19 protein-coding genes and 1 tRNA gene are annotated in these 20,336 nt (G+C 65.6%); 9 read left to right on the plus strand and 11 right to left on the minus strand.

The genetic code is table 11. The features are described from left to right. Window positions 1-66 precede the first annotated feature (66 nt). Together G6N57_RS26640 and G6N57_RS26645 are read left to right on the plus strand one after the other, a co-directional pair. Window positions 67-621 (plus strand): methyltransferase family protein, encoded by a 555-nt coding sequence (locus G6N57_RS26640; protein ID WP_077743725.1) that lies wholly within the window; start codon window positions 67-69, stop codon window positions 619-621. Continuing rightward, on the plus strand, window positions 618-2,087 hold the full coding sequence (locus G6N57_RS26645) for an FAD-dependent monooxygenase (RefSeq protein WP_162564027.1): 1,470 nt from the start codon (window positions 618-620) through the stop codon (window positions 2,085-2,087). The genes G6N57_RS26640 and G6N57_RS26645 overlap by 4 nt, the downstream gene beginning before the upstream one ends. A 47-nt stretch (window positions 2,088-2,134) precedes the next feature. Here the strand turns inward: G6N57_RS26645 and G6N57_RS26650 are convergent, their stop codons facing one another. The 4 genes from G6N57_RS26650 to G6N57_RS26665 all read right to left on the minus strand — a co-directional run bounded on the left by G6N57_RS26650 (window position 2,135) and on the right by G6N57_RS26665 (window position 6,457). Then, a complete protein-coding gene (locus G6N57_RS26650) occupies window positions 2,135-3,625 on the minus strand; it encodes a dihydrolipoyl dehydrogenase family protein (RefSeq protein ID WP_097925993.1) in 1,491 nt (496 codons plus the stop codon). A gap of 3 nt (window positions 3,626-3,628) precedes the next feature. Next, entirely contained in the window at window positions 3,629-4,078 is a 450-nt protein-coding gene (locus G6N57_RS26655; protein ID WP_077743894.1) for a VOC family protein, read from the minus strand. A gap of 2 nt (window positions 4,079-4,080) precedes the next feature. After that, the gene (locus G6N57_RS26660; RefSeq protein WP_077743723.1) at window positions 4,081-4,956 is read right to left on the minus strand and encodes a DUF427 domain-containing protein; all 876 of its coding nucleotides are present in this window, start codon (window positions 4,954-4,956) and stop codon (window positions 4,081-4,083) included. Window positions 4,957-5,110: 154 nt separating this feature from the next. Further along, window positions 5,111-6,457: a TetR/AcrR family transcriptional regulator gene (locus tag G6N57_RS26665; RefSeq protein WP_077743722.1), complete on the minus strand. Its 1,347-nt coding sequence runs from the start codon at window positions 6,455-6,457 to the stop codon at window positions 5,111-5,113. Window positions 6,458-6,666: 209 nt separating this feature from the next. Between G6N57_RS26665 and G6N57_RS26670 the strand changes: the two genes are divergently transcribed. Next, the gene (locus G6N57_RS26670; RefSeq protein ID WP_077743721.1) at window positions 6,667-8,346 is read left to right on the plus strand and encodes an MOSC domain-containing protein; all 1,680 of its coding nucleotides are present in this window, start codon (window positions 6,667-6,669) and stop codon (window positions 8,344-8,346) included. 39 nt (window positions 8,347-8,385) lie between these two features. Here the strand turns inward: G6N57_RS26670 and G6N57_RS26675 are convergent, their stop codons facing one another. Further along, window positions 8,386-8,985: a TMEM175 family protein gene (locus G6N57_RS26675; RefSeq protein WP_234815678.1), complete on the minus strand. Its 600-nt coding sequence runs from the start codon at window positions 8,983-8,985 to the stop codon at window positions 8,386-8,388. Between the two features lie 250 nt (window positions 8,986-9,235). Between G6N57_RS26675 and G6N57_RS26680 the strand changes: the two genes are divergently transcribed. The 3 genes from G6N57_RS26680 (at window position 9,236) to G6N57_RS26690 (ending at window position 12,528) form a co-directional block, all read left to right on the plus strand. After that, window positions 9,236-9,748, plus strand: coding sequence for a YkgB family protein (locus G6N57_RS26680; RefSeq protein WP_077743720.1), 513 nt, complete (start codon window positions 9,236-9,238; stop codon window positions 9,746-9,748). Between the two features lie 218 nt (window positions 9,749-9,966). Beyond that, window positions 9,967-11,127, plus strand: coding sequence for an LLM class flavin-dependent oxidoreductase (locus tag G6N57_RS26685; RefSeq protein ID WP_077743719.1), 1,161 nt, complete (start codon window positions 9,967-9,969; stop codon window positions 11,125-11,127). A gap of 18 nt (window positions 11,128-11,145) precedes the next feature. Then, entirely contained in the window at window positions 11,146-12,528 is a 1,383-nt protein-coding gene (locus G6N57_RS26690) for an NtaA/DmoA family FMN-dependent monooxygenase (RefSeq protein WP_077743718.1), read from the plus strand. A gap of 3 nt (window positions 12,529-12,531) precedes the next feature. On the opposite strand, the gene G6N57_RS26695 is transcribed toward G6N57_RS26690, so the two are convergent. Both G6N57_RS26695 and G6N57_RS26700 read right to left on the minus strand, forming a co-directional pair. Beyond that, window positions 12,532-12,822, minus strand: a complete 291-nt coding sequence (locus tag G6N57_RS26695; protein WP_077743717.1) for a hypothetical protein — start codon at window positions 12,820-12,822, stop codon at window positions 12,532-12,534. 9 nt (window positions 12,823-12,831) lie between these two features. Next, a complete protein-coding gene (locus G6N57_RS26700; protein WP_077743716.1) occupies window positions 12,832-13,524 on the minus strand; it encodes a potassium channel family protein in 693 nt (230 codons plus the stop codon). Window positions 13,525-13,603: 79 nt separating this feature from the next. On the opposite strand from G6N57_RS26700, the gene G6N57_RS26705 reads away from it, so the two are divergent. The 3 genes from G6N57_RS26705 (at window position 13,604) to G6N57_RS26715 (ending at window position 16,414) form a co-directional block, all read left to right on the plus strand. Beyond that, entirely contained in the window at window positions 13,604-15,100 is a 1,497-nt protein-coding gene (locus G6N57_RS26705) for a potassium/proton antiporter (protein ID WP_077743715.1), read from the plus strand. A 51-nt stretch (window positions 15,101-15,151) separates the two neighbouring features. Then, entirely contained in the window at window positions 15,152-15,856 is a 705-nt protein-coding gene (locus G6N57_RS26710; protein WP_077743714.1) for an HAD family hydrolase, read from the plus strand. 108 nt (window positions 15,857-15,964) lie between these two features. After that, a complete protein-coding gene (locus tag G6N57_RS26715) occupies window positions 15,965-16,414 on the plus strand; it encodes a DUF6319 family protein (protein WP_077743713.1) in 450 nt (149 codons plus the stop codon). 194 nt (window positions 16,415-16,608) lie between these two features. On the opposite strand, the gene G6N57_RS26720 is transcribed toward G6N57_RS26715, so the two are convergent. The 4 genes from G6N57_RS26720 to pgm all read right to left on the minus strand — a co-directional run bounded on the left by G6N57_RS26720 (window position 16,609) and on the right by pgm (window position 20,270). After that, complete coding sequence (locus G6N57_RS26720; RefSeq protein WP_133118322.1) at window positions 16,609-16,923, minus strand: DUF732 domain-containing protein; 315 nt, start codon at window positions 16,921-16,923, stop codon at window positions 16,609-16,611. 325 nt (window positions 16,924-17,248) lie between these two features. Next, a tRNA-Ala gene (locus G6N57_RS26725) sits at window positions 17,249-17,321 on the minus strand. 55 nt (window positions 17,322-17,376) lie between these two features. After that, window positions 17,377-18,639 (minus strand): MFS transporter, encoded by a 1,263-nt coding sequence (locus tag G6N57_RS26730; RefSeq protein WP_077743711.1) that lies wholly within the window; start codon window positions 18,637-18,639, stop codon window positions 17,377-17,379. Then, entirely contained in the window at window positions 18,636-20,270 is a 1,635-nt protein-coding gene (gene pgm, locus G6N57_RS26735) for a phosphoglucomutase (alpha-D-glucose-1,6-bisphosphate-dependent) (RefSeq protein WP_077743710.1), read from the minus strand. Before pgm ends, G6N57_RS26730 begins: the two co-directional genes overlap by 4 nt. Window positions 20,271-20,336 lie beyond the last annotated feature (66 nt).

Below are 20,336 nucleotides of genomic sequence, written 5' to 3' on the forward strand. Positions count from 1 at the left end.
CGTTGACCTATGTGGAAGTCAGGGCGTAGCGTTTTCTTCAACAGTGGTTGAAGAAAGGGGTTCGACATGACGCAACGGCGACTCTGGTGGCGGCACACGATCTCTGTGCTGATCGCCCCGGCAACGATGACAATCTTCATTCCGGGCCTGATCATCTGGCTGACCGGCGCAGAAGCCCCCGACCTGGGCACCACGTCGGGCTGGCTGTGCACCATCGCGGGCAGTGCGTTGATCGCGTTCGGGCTGTGGTTCCTGGTGTGGACGGTCATCCTGTTCGACCGCATCGGCAAGGGCGCCCTGGCCATCGGCTCACCGGTCAACCTGGTGGTGGAAGGCCCCTACCGGCACGTCCGCAACCCGATGATGACGGCGGTGTTCTGCATCCAGCTCGGTACCGCCGTCGTCATGGCCTCGCCCTGGCTGTTCGGCTGGTTCGCGCTGTTCTGCACGCTGACGGTGATCGCGATTCCGGCCTTCGAGGAACCTCACCTACGCCGCCGGTTCGGTGCCCCGTACGACGAATTCCGGCGCAACGTTCCACGATGGATTCCGCGTCCGACCGCCTGGGTTCCCGAGTACCCCGGCCTGGATTCCACCCCAGCGCACGGCCAGGCTCGATGACTTCAGCGGTTCTGATCGTCGGCGCCGGTCCGACCGGGCTCACGATGGCGATCGAGTTGGCCCGGCGTGGCGTCGCCGTCCGCATCGTCGACGGCGCTGCCGCACCGACGACCGAGACCCGCGCGCTGGGCGTACAGCCGAGAACGCTGGAGTTGTTCGAGAAGTTGGGCCTTGCGAAAGCGTCGGTGGCCGACGGGGTCCCGGTCACCCAATTCAACGTCTTCAGCGAGGGAAAGCGATTCCTGCACCTGGACATCGGCACGCTGGCCACGCCTCATCCCTACCTGCTGATGCTGCCGCAACCACAGGTGGAAGCACTGCTGACCGCCCGCCTGGCCGAGCACGGCGTGGCGGTCGAACGTGGCGTCGAACTGACCGCCCTCACCCAGTCAGCCGACGACGTCCGAATCACCCTGCAGCACCGCACCGGCCTGACCGAGCAGGCCCACGCGCCGTGGGTCATCGGCTGCGACGGCGCCCACAGCACCGTGCGGCACCAGCTCGGGGTACCGTTCGTCGGCGCGGCTTTCGAGGAGAACTTCGCCGTCGCCGATGTCCACATGGACTGGACGCTGCCGTACGACATCTTCTACTCGTTCCTCAACCGGGGCCGATTCGTCGCCTACTTCCCGATGCCCGGCAACCGGCACCGCCTCACCATCGCGTACCGGCCCGGTCAATCCCCCGTCGGCGACGTGACTTTCGAGGAACTGCAGACGGCGGTGGACCGGTGTGCGCCGGCAGGGGCCCGCGTCGCCCAAGTCAGCTATGCCGGCCGATTTCGCATCAACCAGCGCAAGGTCGCCCGGCATTCTGTCGGACGAGTGTTCCTCGCCGGCGACGCCGCGCATGTGCATTCCGTGGTGGGCGGGCAGGGAATGAACACGGGCATTCAAGACGCGTTCAACCTGGGCTGGAAACTGGCGGCCGTGGTACACGGCCAGGCTGCACCCGAGCTGCTGGACAGTTACGCCGCCGAACGCTCTCCGGTGGCGCACCGGCTGGTCAAGGGCACTCGGCGAGCAACCCGGATGACCCTGCTGCGCAACCCCATTGCTGCTTTCGGTCGCCGTCATCTGGCACCTCACGTCACCGCGCGGCCCACTGTTCAGCGAGTCTTGGGGCGCGCCCTGACTCAGCTCGACGTCTCCTACCGCGACGGCACCGGAGGTACCGAAGACGCGCATCTGGAAGTCGGCGACCGCTTCCCACGCACCGATGTCCTCGACTCAACCAGGTTCACCCTGCTGCATTCCGGTCCGAAGCCGCGCGGACTCCACGCCGCCATCGGGCCCCATGCCGCCCTGATCGATATCCGGCAGGACACCGCTCCGGCAGGCGGCGCGGGACTGACACTCGTGCGTCCCGACGGCTACCTCGCCCTGCTCGACGCCGACGTCCGCGAACTCCGCGGCTATCTCGACGACACCTTCACCGCCCCCACGGCCGGAGAGCACATCGCGTAGGCGACGTGAGCGGATGCCCGAACGCCCCGACACCGTGGGCCGTGGCCTCAGTCTGACGGGTCGGAGTCGCGGTGCGCTTCCAGCAGCCGCAGCCACACCTCACTGATGGTCGGGAAGCAGGGCACCGCATGCCAGAGGCGGTCGATGGGGACCTCCCCGGCGACCGCGACCGTGGCCGCGTGCAGCAATTCGACCACCCCGGGGCCGACAAAGCTGGCTCCGACCAGGATTTCGCGTTCGAGGTCTACGACGAGCCGGGCCTGTCCGGTATAGCCGTCAGCGTAGAAGTTCGCTCCGGGAACGGTTTGACCGATGTTGACATCGACGGCCTTCACTCGACGTAGTTGTTGGGCAGCCTGCGCGTAGGTCAGTCCCACCGAGCCGGCTTCAGGATCGGTGAAGAATGCCTGCGGCACGGCGACGGCGTCCGCCGTGGCGAGATGCGGACCCCAGGGTGACGCGTCGAGCGGAAGCCCTTGTGCCCGTGCGCCGATGACGTTGCCAACGATGCGCGCCTGATATTTGCCCTGGTGGGTCAGCAACGCGCGGTGGTTCGCATCGCCCAGTCCGTACAACCAGTCGCCTCCGACCCCGCGGACAGTGCATGTGTCGTCGACGTCGAGCCATGACCCGGGCAACAGACCGACCGTCTCCAGTCCGATGTCGGCAGTGTTCGGCGTACGTCCGGTCGCGAAGAGGATCTCATCGACTTCGAGACGGTCCCCGTCATTCAGGATCACTTCGACGGGCTCTGCCGGTGAGTTGCGCCGCAGCTCGGCGACTGTGACCTGAGTGCGCACGTCGACGCCGGATGCCGAAAGCCCCTGGAGGACATGCTCGCCGACGAAAGTCTCCATTCTGGGCAGTAGGGCGGCAGTCCGCACCAACAACGTGACCTCGGATCCGAGGCCGCGCCAGGCCGTCGCCATCTCCACTCCGACTCCCCCGCCACCCACGACCGCCAACCGCGGGGGGACCTCACTGCTGTCAGTGGCTTTGCGATTCGTCCACGGCTTCGCCTCGGCCACACCGGGTATGTCAGGCAGCGCCGCCGTGCTACCCGTGCACACCGCCACCGCGCGGCGGGCCGTCAACACTCGGGCCTCCCGGCCGGACGCGGCGACCGTGACACGGCGCGGGCCGTCGAGACGCCCGTGCCCCCGGATCAGGTCGACACCCATGGCGGCAACCGTTTCGGCCTGGCCGCCGTCATTCCACTCGGTCACATAACGGTCCCGACGGCCGAACACGCCCTTCACGTTGATGGGTTCCGAAACCGCCTCCCGCGCACCGTCTATGCGTTGGGCGTCGGCGACCGCGAGTACCGGGCGCAAGAGCGCCTTGCTCGGAACGCAACCCCAATAAGAACATTCACCGCCGACGAGTTCGCGCTCGATGACCGCAACGGTCAGGCCTGCGGCGTGTGCCCGGGCGGCGACGGTTTGGCCCACCGGGCCGGCCCCCAGAACGATGACGTCGTAGATACCGGTGTCGGAGTCCTCGTCTGGCGGGTGTGATTCGGAGTTCTGGATGGTCAATGGTCAATCCGTTCCGTGTGTAGTCGTTGGGTGGTGGTCACGTTCCTGTAGCACCCAGGAGTTGCCGTCGGGGTCAAGGAAGTCGGCGAAGCTCGCGTAATCCGACCGGTTCGGATCAACACCAGGCCGGAAGCCACCACGCCACCCGCCGTCGGCGTCTTTGTGCACGATGTCACCGACGGCGACACCGCGTCCGATGAGCTCGTCCCGATAGCCTTCGATATCCGATACCACCAGGTAGATGCCGCGTTGGCTGCCCGGCACGGCGTCTGTCAATCCGACTCCGAACTGGATTGAGGTGCCTGACCCGGGCGGCGTCAGTTGGACCACGCGAAATTCAGGCGTCGGTGCGTAGTCCACATCGAGTACGAAACCGACCTGATCCCGATAGAAGCGCAACGACCGGTCCGGGTCGGACACCGGCACGGTGATGACTTCGAGCCTGGCCTGGATCGTCACCGTTCGTCTTCTGACCGGCCGAGAATCTCTGCGGGGTCCAACCCGCGGTCGACGCCGTGCGGCATGACGTTCTGTCCGGGCTCCAGTTCCAGCCGCCTTCCGTCGAGGTGGACTTCGATCTTGTCCGGCTCGAACGAGATGAGGTTGCGCACTCTGGCAACCTCGGTCCATGCCTCTGTATACGACCATGCCGCCCGGCGCGTGTCGCCGATGTCGTAGTAGCTGGCCAGCCCCTTGTATGGGCAGAATGTCTGCCCCTCAACAGGTTTCAGGGCGGATTCGTCGATGTCCGCACGGGGAACGTACCAGCGGACCGCGAATCCCGATTCATACAGCGCCAGGGGCCGGCTCGTCTCGGCGATCACCCGGTCACCGTGACGGACGATCAGGTTCCGGGACGTCGACCGGATGTCGATGCGGTGGTACGCATCTGCCGCGTGACCGACGACGCGCTCATTCTCTTCGAAGAACGCATCCATCGCCCGCCAGGCAAAGGCGAACCGGTTCTCGAGCACACCGGCGTGCGAAGGGAGGGAACTGAATCGCCAGGCGGCCCGTTTGACTGCGCGATCTGCGGACTGGGCACTGAACCATTCCACCTGGCCCAGGTCGGGGTGTTCGGTGATAACCCCTTCGGCATCAAGGACTCCCGGGCTGAGGTCCTCCACCGGAAAGTAGGCGACCGGGTAGCGGCCGGGCTCGTGCAGCAAGACGACGTCTTGACTGTCGGCAATCCACTTGTCGCCCAACTTGACCCGCATTCGGCGTCGCAGCGGCTCAGCGAACAGTAGCCGTTCTGGCAACGGTTGCGGAGTCAGAAACTGGCCGACGGACCCGGAGGCCAGTGGGCCCTGTTGCCAAGCCAGTCCCATGGAGTCTTCCCCGCTCTTCGAGTTGACCGTTCCGCTCGACCGATCGCAGCCCGCAGACAACACATTTGCTCATTGGGTCTTACACCCCAATATTCTGGGTCATATCACCCATTTTGTCCAGGGCGACCTGCAACCGGCCAGAATTCGATGTCGGCTAGGACGTGGCGGTGCGCCGCGGAGCCACTCGTCGTGAACGCTTCTCGGGTGCGGAACTGAAGGATGCGACATAGTCGACCGCCGCTCCGACCACCGCACGGAACGGCTCTGGCCTACCGGTGGCGAAAGCCAGCATGGTTCCGCCCTGATGCGCCGCGACCAGCGCCACTGCCAGGTGATGCGGGTCGGCTTGCTCAACGAGTTCGCCCTTACTGCGCATCGCGCTCAGCCCGGAGCAGAACAGGTCGATCCACTTCTCGTAGCCCGCGGCCAGGTCATCAAGAACTTGGGCGTCTTCGAGAAGCTCGCCGGTCAATGAGCCGTAGATGCATCCACCGCGGAGGTAGACCGTTTCCAGTTGGCGTTCACAAGCTTTGGCCCAGGAACGAATCGCGGCGAGGCTGCCGAGCGCCGACAACTCCGGCTGCCGGTGAAACTCAAGGACATCGTCTGCGCGTGCCGCGATCACCTGCCGGGTCAGGTCCCGCTTGTCGGTGAAGTAGTGGGCGATCTGCGACCCGCTCACTCCGACCGCCCGGCGCACATCATCGAGACTGGTGCCGCCGACCCCGTCCCGGAACATCAATTCAGCGGCACCGTCGATGATGCGAGCCCTGGTCGCAAGGCCTTTGCTCGTGAATCGCTGCGACGCGTCGTCAGCCGCAATTGCCGGCTTCCGCCGGTCCCGTTGCCGGCGCGGAGGACGTGCGACCCGTTCGGCGGGATCGGCGGCGAACAGGCGCAGGTAATTGACGACAAACCGGAGCGTGTCACTCAGCGGCCACTCCTGGCGGTAGGCGAATGTGAGTGTGCCCGCGCCCTGATGGCCGGCGACCACGACCATCGCCAGCGCCTTGGGGTCCGCCGATGTCACCAGCACCCCGCGATCCAGCATCCGCTGAAACGACTGCTCCAGCTGGGAGATCCACTGTTCATACCCGGCCGCCAGCGCGCGCCGGGTTTGCTCATCGGACTTCATCAGCTGACCTGCCAGCGCGTGGTAGGTCGGTGTTCCGGTGTAACCGATCTTGCGCAGGTAGCGCATGTTGAGGTCGAGCCAGCGCTCGAAGTCGTCGAAAGTGTCCAGCCCGCCGAGCACCGGTTGGCGGTGAAACCCGAGCACGACCTCCATCTGCCGTTCCATCACCGCCCGGATCAACGCCTGCTTGTCGGTGTAGTAGTGGCTGAGTTGCGAACCGCTGACCGAGGCGGCCTGCCGGACTTTGTCGAGGCTCAGCCCGGACAGACCATCATCGAGGATGACCCGAGCGGCGGACTGCAGGATGCGTTCGCGGGTAGCACGGCCCTTGGCCGTAAATCCTGTGGAAGGGCCTGCGGTGTACATTTGCCGACCAGTCTACCGCCCTCCCACATTATGAGATTCACGATTGAGTCAGCGCGCCGTGGCGCCGCCCAGACCGGCTGATCGACCAGCGATTGACGCCACCCTCCTGCGGTGCAATATTGGGGTAGGAAACCCAAAATTGCCTACCGCCCGTCCTGGCCCTTTGGTGACTCGTCGAGCGCGCAGCACCGGCATCGGGAAGGAGCGCCATGGCACGGCTGCTCTCTGTGAATGTCGGAATGCCCAAAGATATTTCGTGGCAGGGCAAGACGATCCATACCGCGATCTACAAGGAGCCCGTCGAGGGACCCGTTCAGGTCCGCCGCCTCAATGTCGACGGCGATGGGCAGGGCGATCTCAACGGTCACGGCGGCGAGAACCGTGCGGTCATGGTTTATCAGACCGAGTCCTATGACTACTGGCGACGCGAGTTGGGGCGCGATGACCTGTCACCCGGGCAATTCGGCGAAAACTTCACCGTATCCGGACTGCCGGACGACACCGTGTGCATCGGAGATCGATATCGGATCGGCGACGCGGAATTCGAGGTCACCCAACCCCGCGTCACCTGTTTCAGGGTGGGTATGCGCCTCGGAATAGCGGACATGCCGAGACTTCTGGTAGCCCATCACCGCCCGGGGTTCTACTTCCGGGTCATCACCGAAGGACGGGTCTGCGCCGGCGATCACATCGTCCAAACCCGACAAGGCCGTCACCGGTTGTCCGTCGCGGCGGTCGACGCAATGCTCTACCTTCCAGATCCCGACAAAGACGGCATGCGCCTGGCCGCCGAAATCCCCGCATTGAGCCCTGGATGGGCACAGTCGTTTCATGAGCTGCTGTCGGCCGATCCCCCCGCCGAACCCCAATCGGCTTGGCGAGGCTTTCGTCCGATGCGCATCGGCGCCATCCACCGCGAGACCAGCGATGTAGCGTCATTCGAGTTGCGGGCGGACGACCCCCTCCCTGCTCCGCTGCCCGGCCAGTACGTGACTATCCGCGTCACTGCACTCGGGCAACCCCCGGCCCTACGCAGCTATTCACTATCGGGAGCCCCAACGGGCGACAGGTACCGAATCAGTGTGAAGCGAGAGCCTCTCGGCTTCGTCAGCCAGTGGTTCCATCACACGGCGACCATCGGAACGTCTGTAGACGTCGGGGCCCCGCGTGGGGATTTCCGCCTTGTCGATTCCCCGGGCCCACTCATCCTGATGTCGGCAGGCATCGGTGTCACACCAGTGCTGGCGATGCTGCATCACCTGGCGACCACGTCCAGCTCCCGGCGCGTCATCTGGGTCCACACCACGCGTGACGAGTCCTCGCATGCGTTCCGCGACGAGATCACCACGCTGTTGACAGCACTGCCGAATGCCGAACGGCACGACTTCTACACCGCGGCGCCCGGCGGACACCTCGACGACGTGCAGGTCGCCGCGCTCGCGTTGCCAGTAGACGCCACCGCATTCCTCTGCGGACCGTCGAAGTTCATGGAAGACATGGCCGCTGCGCTGACCGCTGCCGGAATCACGCGTATCCACTCGGAATTGTTCGGTGCCCGGCAGGCGGTGAATCCGGGATCCCTGCCGACAGCGCAGACACGCCGCCCGCACCCTCCAGCGGGCGAACCCGGAAGCGGCGTCGCGGTGACCTACGCCCGCTCAGGGCTGACTGTGCCCTGGTCGCCGCGACACCGCACCGTGTTGGAACTGGCCGAGGCCTGCGACGTCCCTACGCGGTACTCCTGCCGGAGCGGCGTATGTCATCTCTGCGCGACCGAGGTGATCACCGGCAGCTTCGATTACGTGACCGATCCACTTGACCCACCCGCACCCGGGTCGGCCCTCATCTGCTGCGCTGCGCCCGCCAGTGATCTGGTCTTGGACCTGTAAAACCGCCAGGGCAGTCCCAGCGACCCACGAGGATCGGTCTCACGCTCGCTCGACCGCCTGCCGCCCCTCTGCCCGCACCGGGTCAGGACGCAGATAAAGGACCAGGCAGGCGCAGATCAGGACCATCGCCGTTGCCGGGAACCAGACCGCCACCACAGCGGAAGCGCCGAATACCCCGATCGTGACCACTGAACGCATGCGCAGTAGGCGCCGCAGCCTGGCGGAGGCCGCCTCGTGCGACGGTTGGTCGACGGCCTCCCAACACAACGCCACACAGGTCACGTTGACGACGACAAAGATCAGCGCGTAAAGGGTGACGGGGGCCGACGCCAGCTGAGTATCCGCGATCCACTCCGTGCTGAACGGAATCAACGACACCGCGAACAGGTGTAGGAAATTGGACCAGACCAGCCGAGGCGTCGTTGCCTGCGCATAGCTCAACAGATGGTGATGGTTCATCCAGACAATCGCGATGAAAAGGTAGCTGACCGCATAGCTCAACGCCGTGGGCCACAGCGTCAGCAGCGCTCCGAAAGTGTCCACGGCCGGGGGTTTCAACTCCAGCACCAGGATGGTGATGAGCACCGCGAACACGGCATCGGAGAACAAGGCCACCCGCTCCGGGCGTGATCGCTGCACAGTCAACGCGGCACCCTCCGCCCACCCGGACCCTGTGATGCTCGAATCATAACCCGATTGGGTCACTTAACCCAATACTTCCCCCAAGAGCGCGCACCGACGCCGCGTGCGAACGCATTCTTCGACATGGGCCACACCAGGACCGCCACGTCTTCTCCGCCCTGGTGATTATATTTGGGTTGTGTAACCCATTTTGAGTTACGTTGATCCACAACACCCATCGGCACGGCCAACTAGCAAGGGAATCACCATGACGACATCGGCAAACCGAACGAAACTACTTGATGCAGTCCATATTTCGACGATCGACACTATCGCGGCAATTCTTGGCCGTTATGGCCTCGTAGTGGTCATCGGGTGGATCGGCGCCCTCAAGTTCGCGAACTTCGAGGCTCATCAGATCCAGCCCCTGGTTGCCCACAGCCCCTTCATGGGGTGGCTGTACAACTTTCTCCCGATCTACCCGTTCTCTGCGCTGCTCGGCGTATTCGAACTCACCGCAGCCGTACTCATCGCGGTCAAGCCGATCGCGCCCAAGCTGTCCATAGTCGGCAGCCTGTTGGCGATACTGCTGTTCCTCGCCACGGTCAGCTTTCTGTTCACCACACCCGGCGTCACCGAACCCAAGGGCGGCGGGTTTCCCGCGCTTTCACTCACCGGCGAGTTCCTCTTGAAAGACATTCCACTGCTCGGTCTTTCCTTCTGGACGCTGTCCGACTCCATCAAATCCACACGTCAGCGGGCAACCGCAGCTCCGCAGTAGCCCATGGGGTCCAAACGGCCGGGCTGACACATCGTCCGCCCGGTCGCTCGCCTCCCGAGGCCGGTGGACAGCGACCAATCGCACTTTCGCATCACCCTGCGTCGATCTCTTCAGGCAGGTCAGACTGGGTTGGACAGTCGCGACAGCTCCCGCTCGGGATTACTCGGGTGTGAGCTCGCGTTGTCGCCAGAGACCGCGACTGAAAGTGAGAACCGTCGATGGGCACCCCACTGCACCTCGCCGTCGCACTCGATGGCACCGGCTGGCACCCGGCATCCTGGCGGGAGCCGTCGGCCCGCGCGAGCGACACGCTCTCGCCGCGGTACTGGACCGACCTGGTGAGCCAGGCCGAACGCGGCCTACTGGACTTCGTCACCATCGAAGACGGGCTCACCCTGCAGTCCGATCATCCGTTCCGCCCCGATGACCGCACCGACCGACTGCGCGGGCGCCTCGACGCCGTGCTCATCGCGTCCCGCGTTGCACCCCGTACCCGCCACATCGGCCTGGTGCCCACCATCATCACCACCCACACCGAGCCGTTCCATGCGTCCAAATCCATCGCCACCCTCGACTATGTGAGCACGGGCCGGGCTGGGGTGCGAGTCCAGGTGTCCTCCCGCCGGGATGCCGCGGCCCACTTCGGTCGACGCGAGCTGCCCGAGGACCGTGCCGCCCTCACCGCCGAATTGTTCGGCGAGGCAGCGGATTACGTGGAAGTGCTGCGCCGGCTGTGGGACAGCTGGGAGGACGACGCCGAGATCCGGGACGTGGCCAGTGGGCGGTTCATCGACCGGAACAAACTGCACTACATCGATTTCGAAGGTGCGACGTTCTCCGTGAAGGGGCCGTCGATCACCCCGCGGCCGCCGCAGGGTCAACCCATCGTGGCAGCCCTCGGCCACGTCGACCCTGCCTACCAGCTCATCGCGGGCAGCACCGACGTCGGGTTCATCACCCCGCACAGCGGCGACGAGGCCACCGCCCTGGTCGACACCATTGCGGCGCTCCGGCCCACGCAGCTTCCGCCCGTGCGGGTATTCGCCGATCTGGCGGTGTTCCTCGACGACACGCCCGACGCCGCGCGAGCCCGGCGAGACCGGCTCGACGAACTGGCCGGCACCGAATACCGCAGTGATGCAGAGATTTTCGTCGGCACCCCGGATCAGCTGGCTGATCTGTTGCAGTCCTGGCAGACCGCCGGGGTCACCGGTTTCCGGCTGCGACCGGCATCCCTGCCGCACGACCTACAGCAGATCACCGATGCGCTGGTGCCCGAGCTGCAACGCCGCGGCCTGTTCCGCGAGTCGTACGAAGCGTCCACGCTGCGTGGCCTGCTCGGGCTCACGCGTCCCGCCAACCGCTACTCGACCGTCTGACACGAGCAGGAAACGCCCATGAGCAAGCCCGTCAAGCAGATTCATCTGGCCGCGCATTTCCCCGGGGTCAACAACACCACGGTGTGGAGCGATCCCGAATCCGGCAGCCATATCGAGTTCGATTCGTTCGTGCGGTTCGCAGAGACCGCCGAACGCGGCAAGTTCGATTTCCTGTTCCTGGCCGAGGGGCTGCGGCTACGCGAACAGGGCGGCGAAATCTATGATCTCGATGTCGTGGGGCGCCCGGACACCTTCACGGTGCTGGCGGCGCTGGCGGCGGTGACCGACCGGCTCGGACTGACCGGAACCATCAACTCGACGTTCAACGAGCCCTACGAGGTGGCACGGCAATTCGCCTCACTGGATCACCTCTCCGAAGGCCGGGCCGCCTGGAACGTCGTCACCTCATGGGATGCGTTCACCGGAGAGAACTTCCGCCGCGGCGGCTTCCTGCCCGAGAACCAGCGCTACGAGCGGGCCGAGAGCTTCCTGGCCGCGGCCCATACGCTGTTCGACTCCTGGCGCGGTGACGAGATCGTCGCGGACAAGGAAAACGGCGTGTTCCTGTCCGATCCCGGTGCCGGCCAATTCGCCTACCGCAACGACCATTTCGACATCAGTGGCCGGTTCAACGTGCCGCGCAGCCCACAGGGGCGCCCGGTGATCTTCCAAGCCGGCGACTCCGACCGGGGCCGCGAATTCGCCGCAGCGGCCGCCGACGCCATCTTCTCGCGATACGGGACGCTGGCGGACGGCCAGAAGTTCTATGCCGACGTCAAGGGCCGCCTGGCCAAGTACGGCCGCCGCCACGACCAGTTGCTGATCCTGCCCGCAGCCACGTTCGTCCTGGGGGACACCGACGACGAAGCCGCCGAGCTGGCCCACGAGGTGCGACTGGCACAAGTCTCCCCCGCCACCGCGATCAAATTCCTCGAACAACTCTGGAACCGAGACCTTTCCGATCACGATCCGGACGGGCCGCTGCCCACCGTCGACCCGGTGGTCGGAGAGAACACCATCGCCAAGGGCCGGGCCAGCGTGCGGATCCACCGGGACCCGGTCGCGGTCGCCAACGAATGGCGCGCCAAGGCCGAAGCCGAGAACCTCTCCACCCGCGAGCTCATCATCGAGGTCACCGGGCGACAGAACTTCGTCGGCTCGGCCACCACGATCGCCGAGTCCATCAATCATCTGGTGCAATCCGATGCCAGCGACGGGTTCATCCTGGTCCCCCACGTCACCCCGGGCGGGCTCGACCCGTTCGTCGACCGCGCGGTGCCGCTGCTGCAGGAACGCGGGGTGTTCCGCACCGACTACGAAGGAACGACGCTACGTGAGCATCTGGGCCTGGCTCTCCCCAACCTTTCCGGGCGCGAAGAACACACGGCCGCAACGGGATAGCGCCTACACCTCCTCGTCGGGGTCGGTGCGGTCCTTGTACTCCCAGCTCGCCCCCGCGGTCAGCGTGCCGGGTTCCAGTTCGGTACGCCCGGCGTCGCGGACATGCACCGTCTGCGCCAAGATCTCGTCGGGCTTGCCGCCGATCACGATGACCGGATGGTCGTACTCGATGCCGTAGAGCTTCAGCGCGGCGTGCACCGCGTGTGCGGCAGCCTTGCCGCGTGACATCTTGGTGTTCGAGTTGACCCTGATGACCAGCCGGCGTTCCGGCGCTTCGGCGTCTTCGGCATCCATGCCACGAGCCTAGGGCTCGTCGGAAACCACTTCCCGGAGGAACTCCCCGCCATGGATGGCGGCCAGCAGTGAGTTCTCGGAGGTGCGATTGGCGGTGAACAGCAACTCGTCGCCGGCCTCCAGCACGTCGTCTGGCTTGGGAAGGCGCACCTTGTTGCCACGCACGACGGTGACCAGCGCGGTGTCGACCGGCAGATCCAAGCGGTCCACCCGCTGACCGACCACGGGGTTGTCTTCGGGCAGCGTGAGTTTGGTCAGCTCGACGCGACCCCCGCGCAGCGTCATCAACCGCACCAGATGCCCGACGTCGATGGCGCCCTCGATACCGGCCACCAGGGACCCCGGCGTCGACACCGCCACGTCGATACCCCACTCCTGACCGAACAACCACTGGTTGCGGATGTCGTTGATGCGGGCCACCACCCGCGGCACGCCGAACTCGGACTTGGCCAGCAACCCGACCACGAGATTGGACTTGTCGTCACCGGTGGCAGCTATCAACACGTCGCAGGTTTCGATGCCGGCCTCCTCCATCGCGGAGAGTTCGCAGGCATCGGCGAGCAACCAGTCGGCGCCCGGCACCGTGTGCGGCTCGTATCGGCGGTGCAGCTGCTCGATCAGCAAGACCTTGTGGCCGTTCTCGAGCAATTCGCGCGCAACGGAACGGCCCACATTGCCTGCGCCGGCAACCACTACTCGCATATTCCGTTCCGCCACTCAGTCATTTTCGCCTATTCGCACGGCACACTCACGGCCCTTCGTCCTGATTAACTAATTCTCGATGAGCCTGAACCAGCTGTACCTGACCTTGCTCACCGGCGGCATCGTGCTGCTGGCGAGCATCATCGGCACGCGCGTGGCAACCCGCATCGGCTTCCCCAGCCTGCTGTTCTTCCTGCTGGTCGGCATGGTGCTGGGTGTCGACGGGATCGGGCTGGAATTCGACAACGTCGAGCTGGCCCGCAACGTCTGCACGACGGCACTGGCGATCGTGCTGGTCGAAGGTGGTTTGACCACGAGGTTCTCCGATATCCGCGGCGTGCTGGCGCCCGCCTCGGCGCTGGCCACCGTCGGCGTGGTGGTCAGCACCGTCATCACCGCCGTCGGCGCCCACCTGCTGCTGGGCATGGACTGGCAACTCGCGCTGCTGCTCGGGGCGATCGTCGCCTCGACCGACGCGGCGGCCGTGTTCTCGGTGCTTCGGATCCTGCCGCTACCGCGGCGTCTAGCCGGGCTGCTGGAGGCCGAATCCGGTTTCAACGACGCGCCGGCAGTCATCCTCGTGCTGATGTTCAGCGTGGTGCCATTCGTGTTCCACCCCGAAGGCGCCATCACCGACCTGCTCTACGAACTGATCACCGGTTCCCTACTGGGCCTCGGCGTGGGTTTCGCCGGAGCGTTCGCCTTGCGCCGTATCGCGCTGCCCGCCTCGGGTCTCTACCCGATCGCCACCTTCGGGCTGGGCTTCATCGCGTTCGCCGCCGCGGGCAGTGCCCATGCGAGCGGTTTCATCGCCGCATACCTGTCCGCGGTGGTCCTGGCCAACTCGGGTCTGCCGCACAAGTCCGCCACCCGGTCCTTCGCCGAAGGGGTGGGCTGGCTGGCCCAGATCGGGCTGTTCGTACTGCTCGGGCTGCTGGTCAACCCGCACGATCTCGCCGGCGACATCATCCCAGCGATCGTCATCGGGCTCGTGCTGCTGCTGATCGCCCGGCCGGTGTCCGTGGTGCTGTCGCTGGCGGGATTCCGGATCCCGTTACGCGAACAGCTCTTCCTGTCGTGGGCGGGGCTGCGCGGTGCGGTGCCGATCGTGCTGGCCACGTTCCCGATCGTGGCAGGCGTGCCGGACAGCTACCGGCTGCTCAACATCGTGTTCGTCCTCGTGGTGATCTTCACCCTGGTGCAGGCGCCCAGTATCAAATTCGTGGCGAACGCGCTGGGGTTGATCACCCGCGACATCACCCGCGAGATCCAGGTCGAAGCCGCACCGTTGGACGTGCTCGACGCCGAGCTGCTGACCATGACCGTGCAGCCTCATTCCCGCTTACACAATGTGACGATCCTCGAACTGCGACTTCCCGACCCGGCGGTCATCACACTGATCATCCGCAACGGCCGCACGTTCGTCCCGCTACCGGACACCCGCATCGCGGTCGGCGACGAATTGCTGATCGTCACCACCAGCAAGACACGGCACGACGCCGAAGCCCGGCTGCGCGCGGTGAGCCGGCGCGGCAAGCTCGCCTACTGGTTCGACGAATACGGGCTTGAGGACTGAGCGCAACCAGCGCCCCGTTTGCCCCACTGTCAGACGGGTACACCGCGCAGCATGCCAAGTGCGTCGAGCAATCCCCTTGCGGTGCTGTTCGACGTCGACGGAACGCTCGTCGACTCGAACTACCTTCACGTGCACGCCTGGGCCCAGGCGTTCCGCGAGGAGAACATCGACGTGGAGTCCTGGCGAATACATCGCAGTATCGGCATGGACGGCAGCACCCTCGTGAGGACTCTGTCCGGGAACGCCAGTGATGCTGTGCAGCAACGGCTCAAGGACCGGCACAGCAGCCTCTACAGAGACAGCGCGGACCTGATCGTCCGACTTCCCGGGGCCCGCGACTTGCTACACCAACTCGCCGAGAACGGGGTGCGGATCGTGCTGGCCAGTTCCGCACCTGAAGACGAACTCGCCATCACCCGAAAGATTCTCGACAGCGACGACGCCATCGCGGCGGCAACGTCATCGAGGGACGTGGACACCGCCAAGCCCGACCCTGGCATCGTCGAGGTGGCCCTCGAACGCGCCGGCGTATCCGCCGGTCGGGCGGTCTTCGTCGGTGACGCGGTGTGGGACGGGGAAGCCGCCACCCGCGCCGGGGTGCCCTTCATCGGTCTGCGATGCGGTGGCGTTGCCGACTCTGAGCTCGAAAAGGCCGGTGCGCAGGGAATTTTCGACGATCCGCGCGACCTGCTCCAGCACTTGGAGAGCTCTGTCATCGGCGCTCGAATCAGCGAGGCTGTCCAACGGGCGAAGTGAGCGCGGTGGGCGCGTCGACTTGACCATTCACATCGAACGTGTGTTCTAATATCTGCGACCGCCAGCCCGCCCAGCGCAAGCGATGCTTAGAAGGAGTTCGTCGTGACGATGACTGTAGACACTCAGGCGCCAGAAACGTTGACCATCGACGCCGACACTCCCGACGCATTGACCTCCCCGGCCGAGAGCACACCCGAGAGCAACGCGCCCGCCTCCGAAGCGCCCGCCTCCGAAGCGCCTGCCGACGACAAGCCCAAGAAAGCGCCGGCCAAAAAGGCACCGGGCAAGAAAGCCAAGACCATCGAGCTGACCCTGACTGTCACGGGTACCGCCGACGGCGAATGGCACGCAGAACTCAAGCAGGGCACCACCTACCTGGCCCGCAACGTGGCGGTCGCAGCCGCCGCGGTCTCGCGCGCAGCCAAGGAGCTGCACGAGGACCTCTCCACGCCCATCGACGAAGTCATCGAGGAGGCCCGCTCACAGCAGGCCGCCAAGGTGGCCGCGCTCGAAGCCGAACTCGAAGCTGCGCGAAAAGTGTTGTCCGACTTGGAGTGAGGTCGGCATTGCCATCGGGCGGCCATGTTCGAACCGGCCCGGTCCGGGGTTGCGGAGGCCGCACAACTGTTCATCTGGCCGATCGTCAAGTTTTTTGACGATCGGCCGTGAACGGTGTGCCGGAGGGCCCGCCACGTGAATTGGCCTCTCCGACTTGAAGTGAGGCACTTCAAGTCGGCCAGAACCGCCTTTCGTCAGGGCGCGGGCGCGAGCGTGTCCGGACACAACTCATGCTGTGCGGCCTCCACCATCTGAGGATTTGCCCAGCCGACCAACTCCCACGACATCAGGACGTTTTCGGGCGTTGAACCCCCGTAGCGGAGCTTGTCGCAGATGGTACGACCGAGCGTCAGCAAGGATGTCGTGGGCAAGAGTTGGGGCCCCAGCGCCGCCAGGTAACTCCGCTCATCGGCGTGAGCGCTTCCCGGCACCACCATCGCTACGGACGCGAAACTTGCTGCGACGGCGATCGATAGCTTGATGCGGCGGCTGACCGCTTGGCTTTTCACGAGCGGAACGGTACCGGTCCAATCAGACTTCTCTGTGGCTTTTCAACTAATAATCTGACTGGATCGTCAATTTTGTGATTGAGCGACGGCCACTTGCCTCACGCAATGGCCGGCACCCATCCCGGATCTGCGCTCATGTAGCCCATGAAGGTCGAATCGTGGGTGTCGTCCGTCAACGTCGAGCGCGAAGTGGTCGCGAGGCCGAGGTAGGTCGACGAAACCCACTCACACGCTGGTGGCGAACGTGGAAAATTCGACTGGACTCCAACCCGCCAGCAAACCAAAAAACCCGCCCCGACCGAAGTCAGAGCGGGTTTTCCAAACGTGGAGCTAAGGGGATTCGAACCCCTGACCCCCACACTGCCAGTGTGGTGCGCTACCAACTGCGCCATAGCCCCGTTTGTCGTGCCCCACGAAGTTACACCACCGCTACCCCAGGTTCAAAATCGCTGCTCAGGGGACCTCTCCACCGGCCTCCGGGCCCAGCGCGCGGGCCGGAGTGTGCTCTGCGGAGGGCCGTCCGCGGGTCTCCGGAGCGAAGATCCAGCCCACGGCGGCGACCAGCAGGATCACCCCGCTGATCACGAAGGCCCACGAGAACGACAGGTACTGCGCGATCAGCCCCACCAGCAGTGAACCGCCGACCGATCCGACGTCGGCCATCATCTGGAACGTCGCCACTGCGGTGCCGCCGCGGGCCTTGTTGCCGATGATGTCGGCCACCGCGGCCTGCTGTGGCGCGGTGAAGATTCCGGTCGAGAAGCCGGCGATGTAGGCGCTCACCAGAAACAGCGTCAGCCCGTCGGTGAACCCGACCATCACGGTCGATATCCCGGCCGCGGTGAGCCCGACGATCAGCAGCACCCGTCGCCCCACCCGGTCGGACAGGTAGCCGCTGGGGATCACCGCGGACACATTGCCGACGGCGAAGGTGGCCAGCGCCAGGCCCGCCATCCCAGGACCGCGATGGAGCACGTCGACGATGAACAACGGCACCAAGGCAATTCGGAGCCCGAAGGCCGACCAGCCGGTGGCGAAGTTCGACAACAGCGCTGCCCGGTAGGCGGAGTTGCGCAGCGCGGTGCGCACGGTCACCTTCGGGCCTTCGTCCGGGGCGGGCGCGGCCAGCGACGAGTGGCGCAGGCTGATGAACACCACCGCGGCGGCCACCAACAGGGCGGCGCCGTAGATCACGAACGGTGCGTTCAGGCCGAGCCCAGCGGTGAGGCTGCCGAGGACCGGCCCACCGACCGACCCGACCAGGAACGCCGAGGAGAACATGCCGGCCACCCGGCCGCGGGCGTCCTCCGGGCTCACGCGGATCATCAGGCCCAGGGCTGAGACGAAGAACATCGTCGACCCGACACCGCCCAGCGACCGGAACAACAACAGCTGCCAATACGTCTGCGCGAACGCGCAGGCACCCGTGGTGACGGCAACGATCAGCAGGCCCCACACATAGATCCGGCGCTCCCCCAGCCGCTGGATCAAGATGCCGGTGGCCGGCGCGAAACACAGCCTCATCAGCGCGAACGCGGTGATGACGAAGGTCGCGGCGCTGATGCTGACGCCGAAGTGCCGCGCATAGGCCGGCAGCACGGGCGCCACCACGCCGTAGCCGAGCGCGATGACCGCGTTGGCGACGATCAGGACCCAGACTTCACCAGGCAGCTTCGACTTGGTGACGCTCTGACAGTCGTCCTCCGTAAGGCTCACCCAATGACTGTATTAACCACGTCCTTGGCGGCTTCCTGCACCTCCGCAAGATGGTCGGGGCCGAGGAAAGACTCGGCGTAGATCTTGTAGACGTCCTCGGTGCCCGACGGCCGTGCGGTGAACCAGGCGTTCTCCGTCGTCACCTTCAGCCCGCCCAGCGCTGCGCCGTTGCCCGGTGCTGAGGTCAGCTTGGCGGTGATGGGCTCACCGGCCAGCTCGGTGGCGCTGACCTGCTCGGGCGACAACTTGGCCAGCCGGGCCTTCTGCTCCCGGTCGGCCGGCGCGTCGATGCGTGCATAGGTAGGAGACCCGTAGCGTTCGGCCAGTTCGGCGTACCGCTGCGAGGGCGTCGACCCGGTGACCGCCAGGATCTCCGAGGCCAGCAGCGCCAGGATGATGCCGTCCTTATCGGTGGTCCAGGTCGACCCGTCGGTGCGCAGGAACGAGGCCCCCGCACTCTCCTCGCCGCCGAAGCCGATACCGCCGCCGATCAGCCCGTCGACGAACCACTTGAACCCGACCGGCACCTCGACCAGCTTGCGATCCAGCCCGGCCACCACGCGGTCGATGATCGAACTGCTCACCGCGGTCTTGCCCACCGCGGTGTCTGCCGGCCAGTTGGGCCGGTGGGTGTAGAGGTAGTCGATGGCAACGGCCAGATAGTGGTTGGGGTTCATCAGCCCGCCGTCCGGGGTGACGATGCCGTGCCGGTCAGAGTCGGCGTCGTTGCCGGTGGCGATCTGGTACTCGTCTCGATTGGCGATGAGCGATGCCATGGCGTTCGGTGAGCTGCAGTCCATCCGGATCTTGCCGTCGGTGTCCAGGGTCATGAATCGCCACGTCGCGTCGACCAGCGGGTTAACCACCGTGAGGTCCAGGTTGTACCGCTCGGCGATCGCGCCCCAGTAGTCCACGCTGGCCCCGCCCAGCGGGTCGGCACCGATGCGAATGCCCTCGGCCCGGATCGCATGCAGGTCCACCACATTGGCCAGATCCGCGACATACGCGTCGAGGTAGTCATGCCGCTGGGCGATCTGCAACGCCCGCGACAGCGGCATGCGTTTCACTTCCTTGAACCCGTCACGCAGGATCTCGTTGGCGCGCTTGGCAATCCAGCTGGTCGCCTCGGTGTCGGCGGGACCGCCGTTGGGCGGGTTGTATTTGAAGCCACCGTCGCGCGGCGGGTTGTGGGATGGGGTGACGACGATCCCGTCCGCCAGATCCGCATCCCGGCCCTGGTTGAAGGTCAGGATGGCGTGGCTGACGGCGGGTGTCGGGGTGTAGCGGTCGGCCGAATCGATCATCGCCACAACATCGTTGGCGGCCAGCACCTCCAGTGCCGAGGCCCAGGCCGGTTCCGACAGGGCATGGGTGTCACGGCCGAGGAACAGCGGGCCCGTGGTGCCCTGCGCGGCGCGGTATTCGACGATGGCCTGGGTGGTGGCCAGGATGTGGCCTTCGTTGAACGCGGTGTCGAGGCTGGAGCCGCGGTGCCCGGAGGTTCCGAACACCACCTGCTGCGCAATGTCGTCGGGGTCGGGCCGCCGGGTGTAGTAGGCGGTCACCACCGCGGCGATGTCGATCAGATCCTCGGGTTGAGCCGGTTGTCCGGCGCGGGGATTGGCAGCCATGGACCCGATTGTGCTCCGGAACGGATGTCGATGCCCGGCACTCGCACACCAGACGCCATACTTTTA

This window comes from Mycolicibacterium boenickei, assembly GCF_010731295.1.
Classification (GTDB): domain Bacteria; phylum Actinomycetota; class Actinomycetes; order Mycobacteriales; family Mycobacteriaceae; genus Mycobacterium; species Mycobacterium boenickei.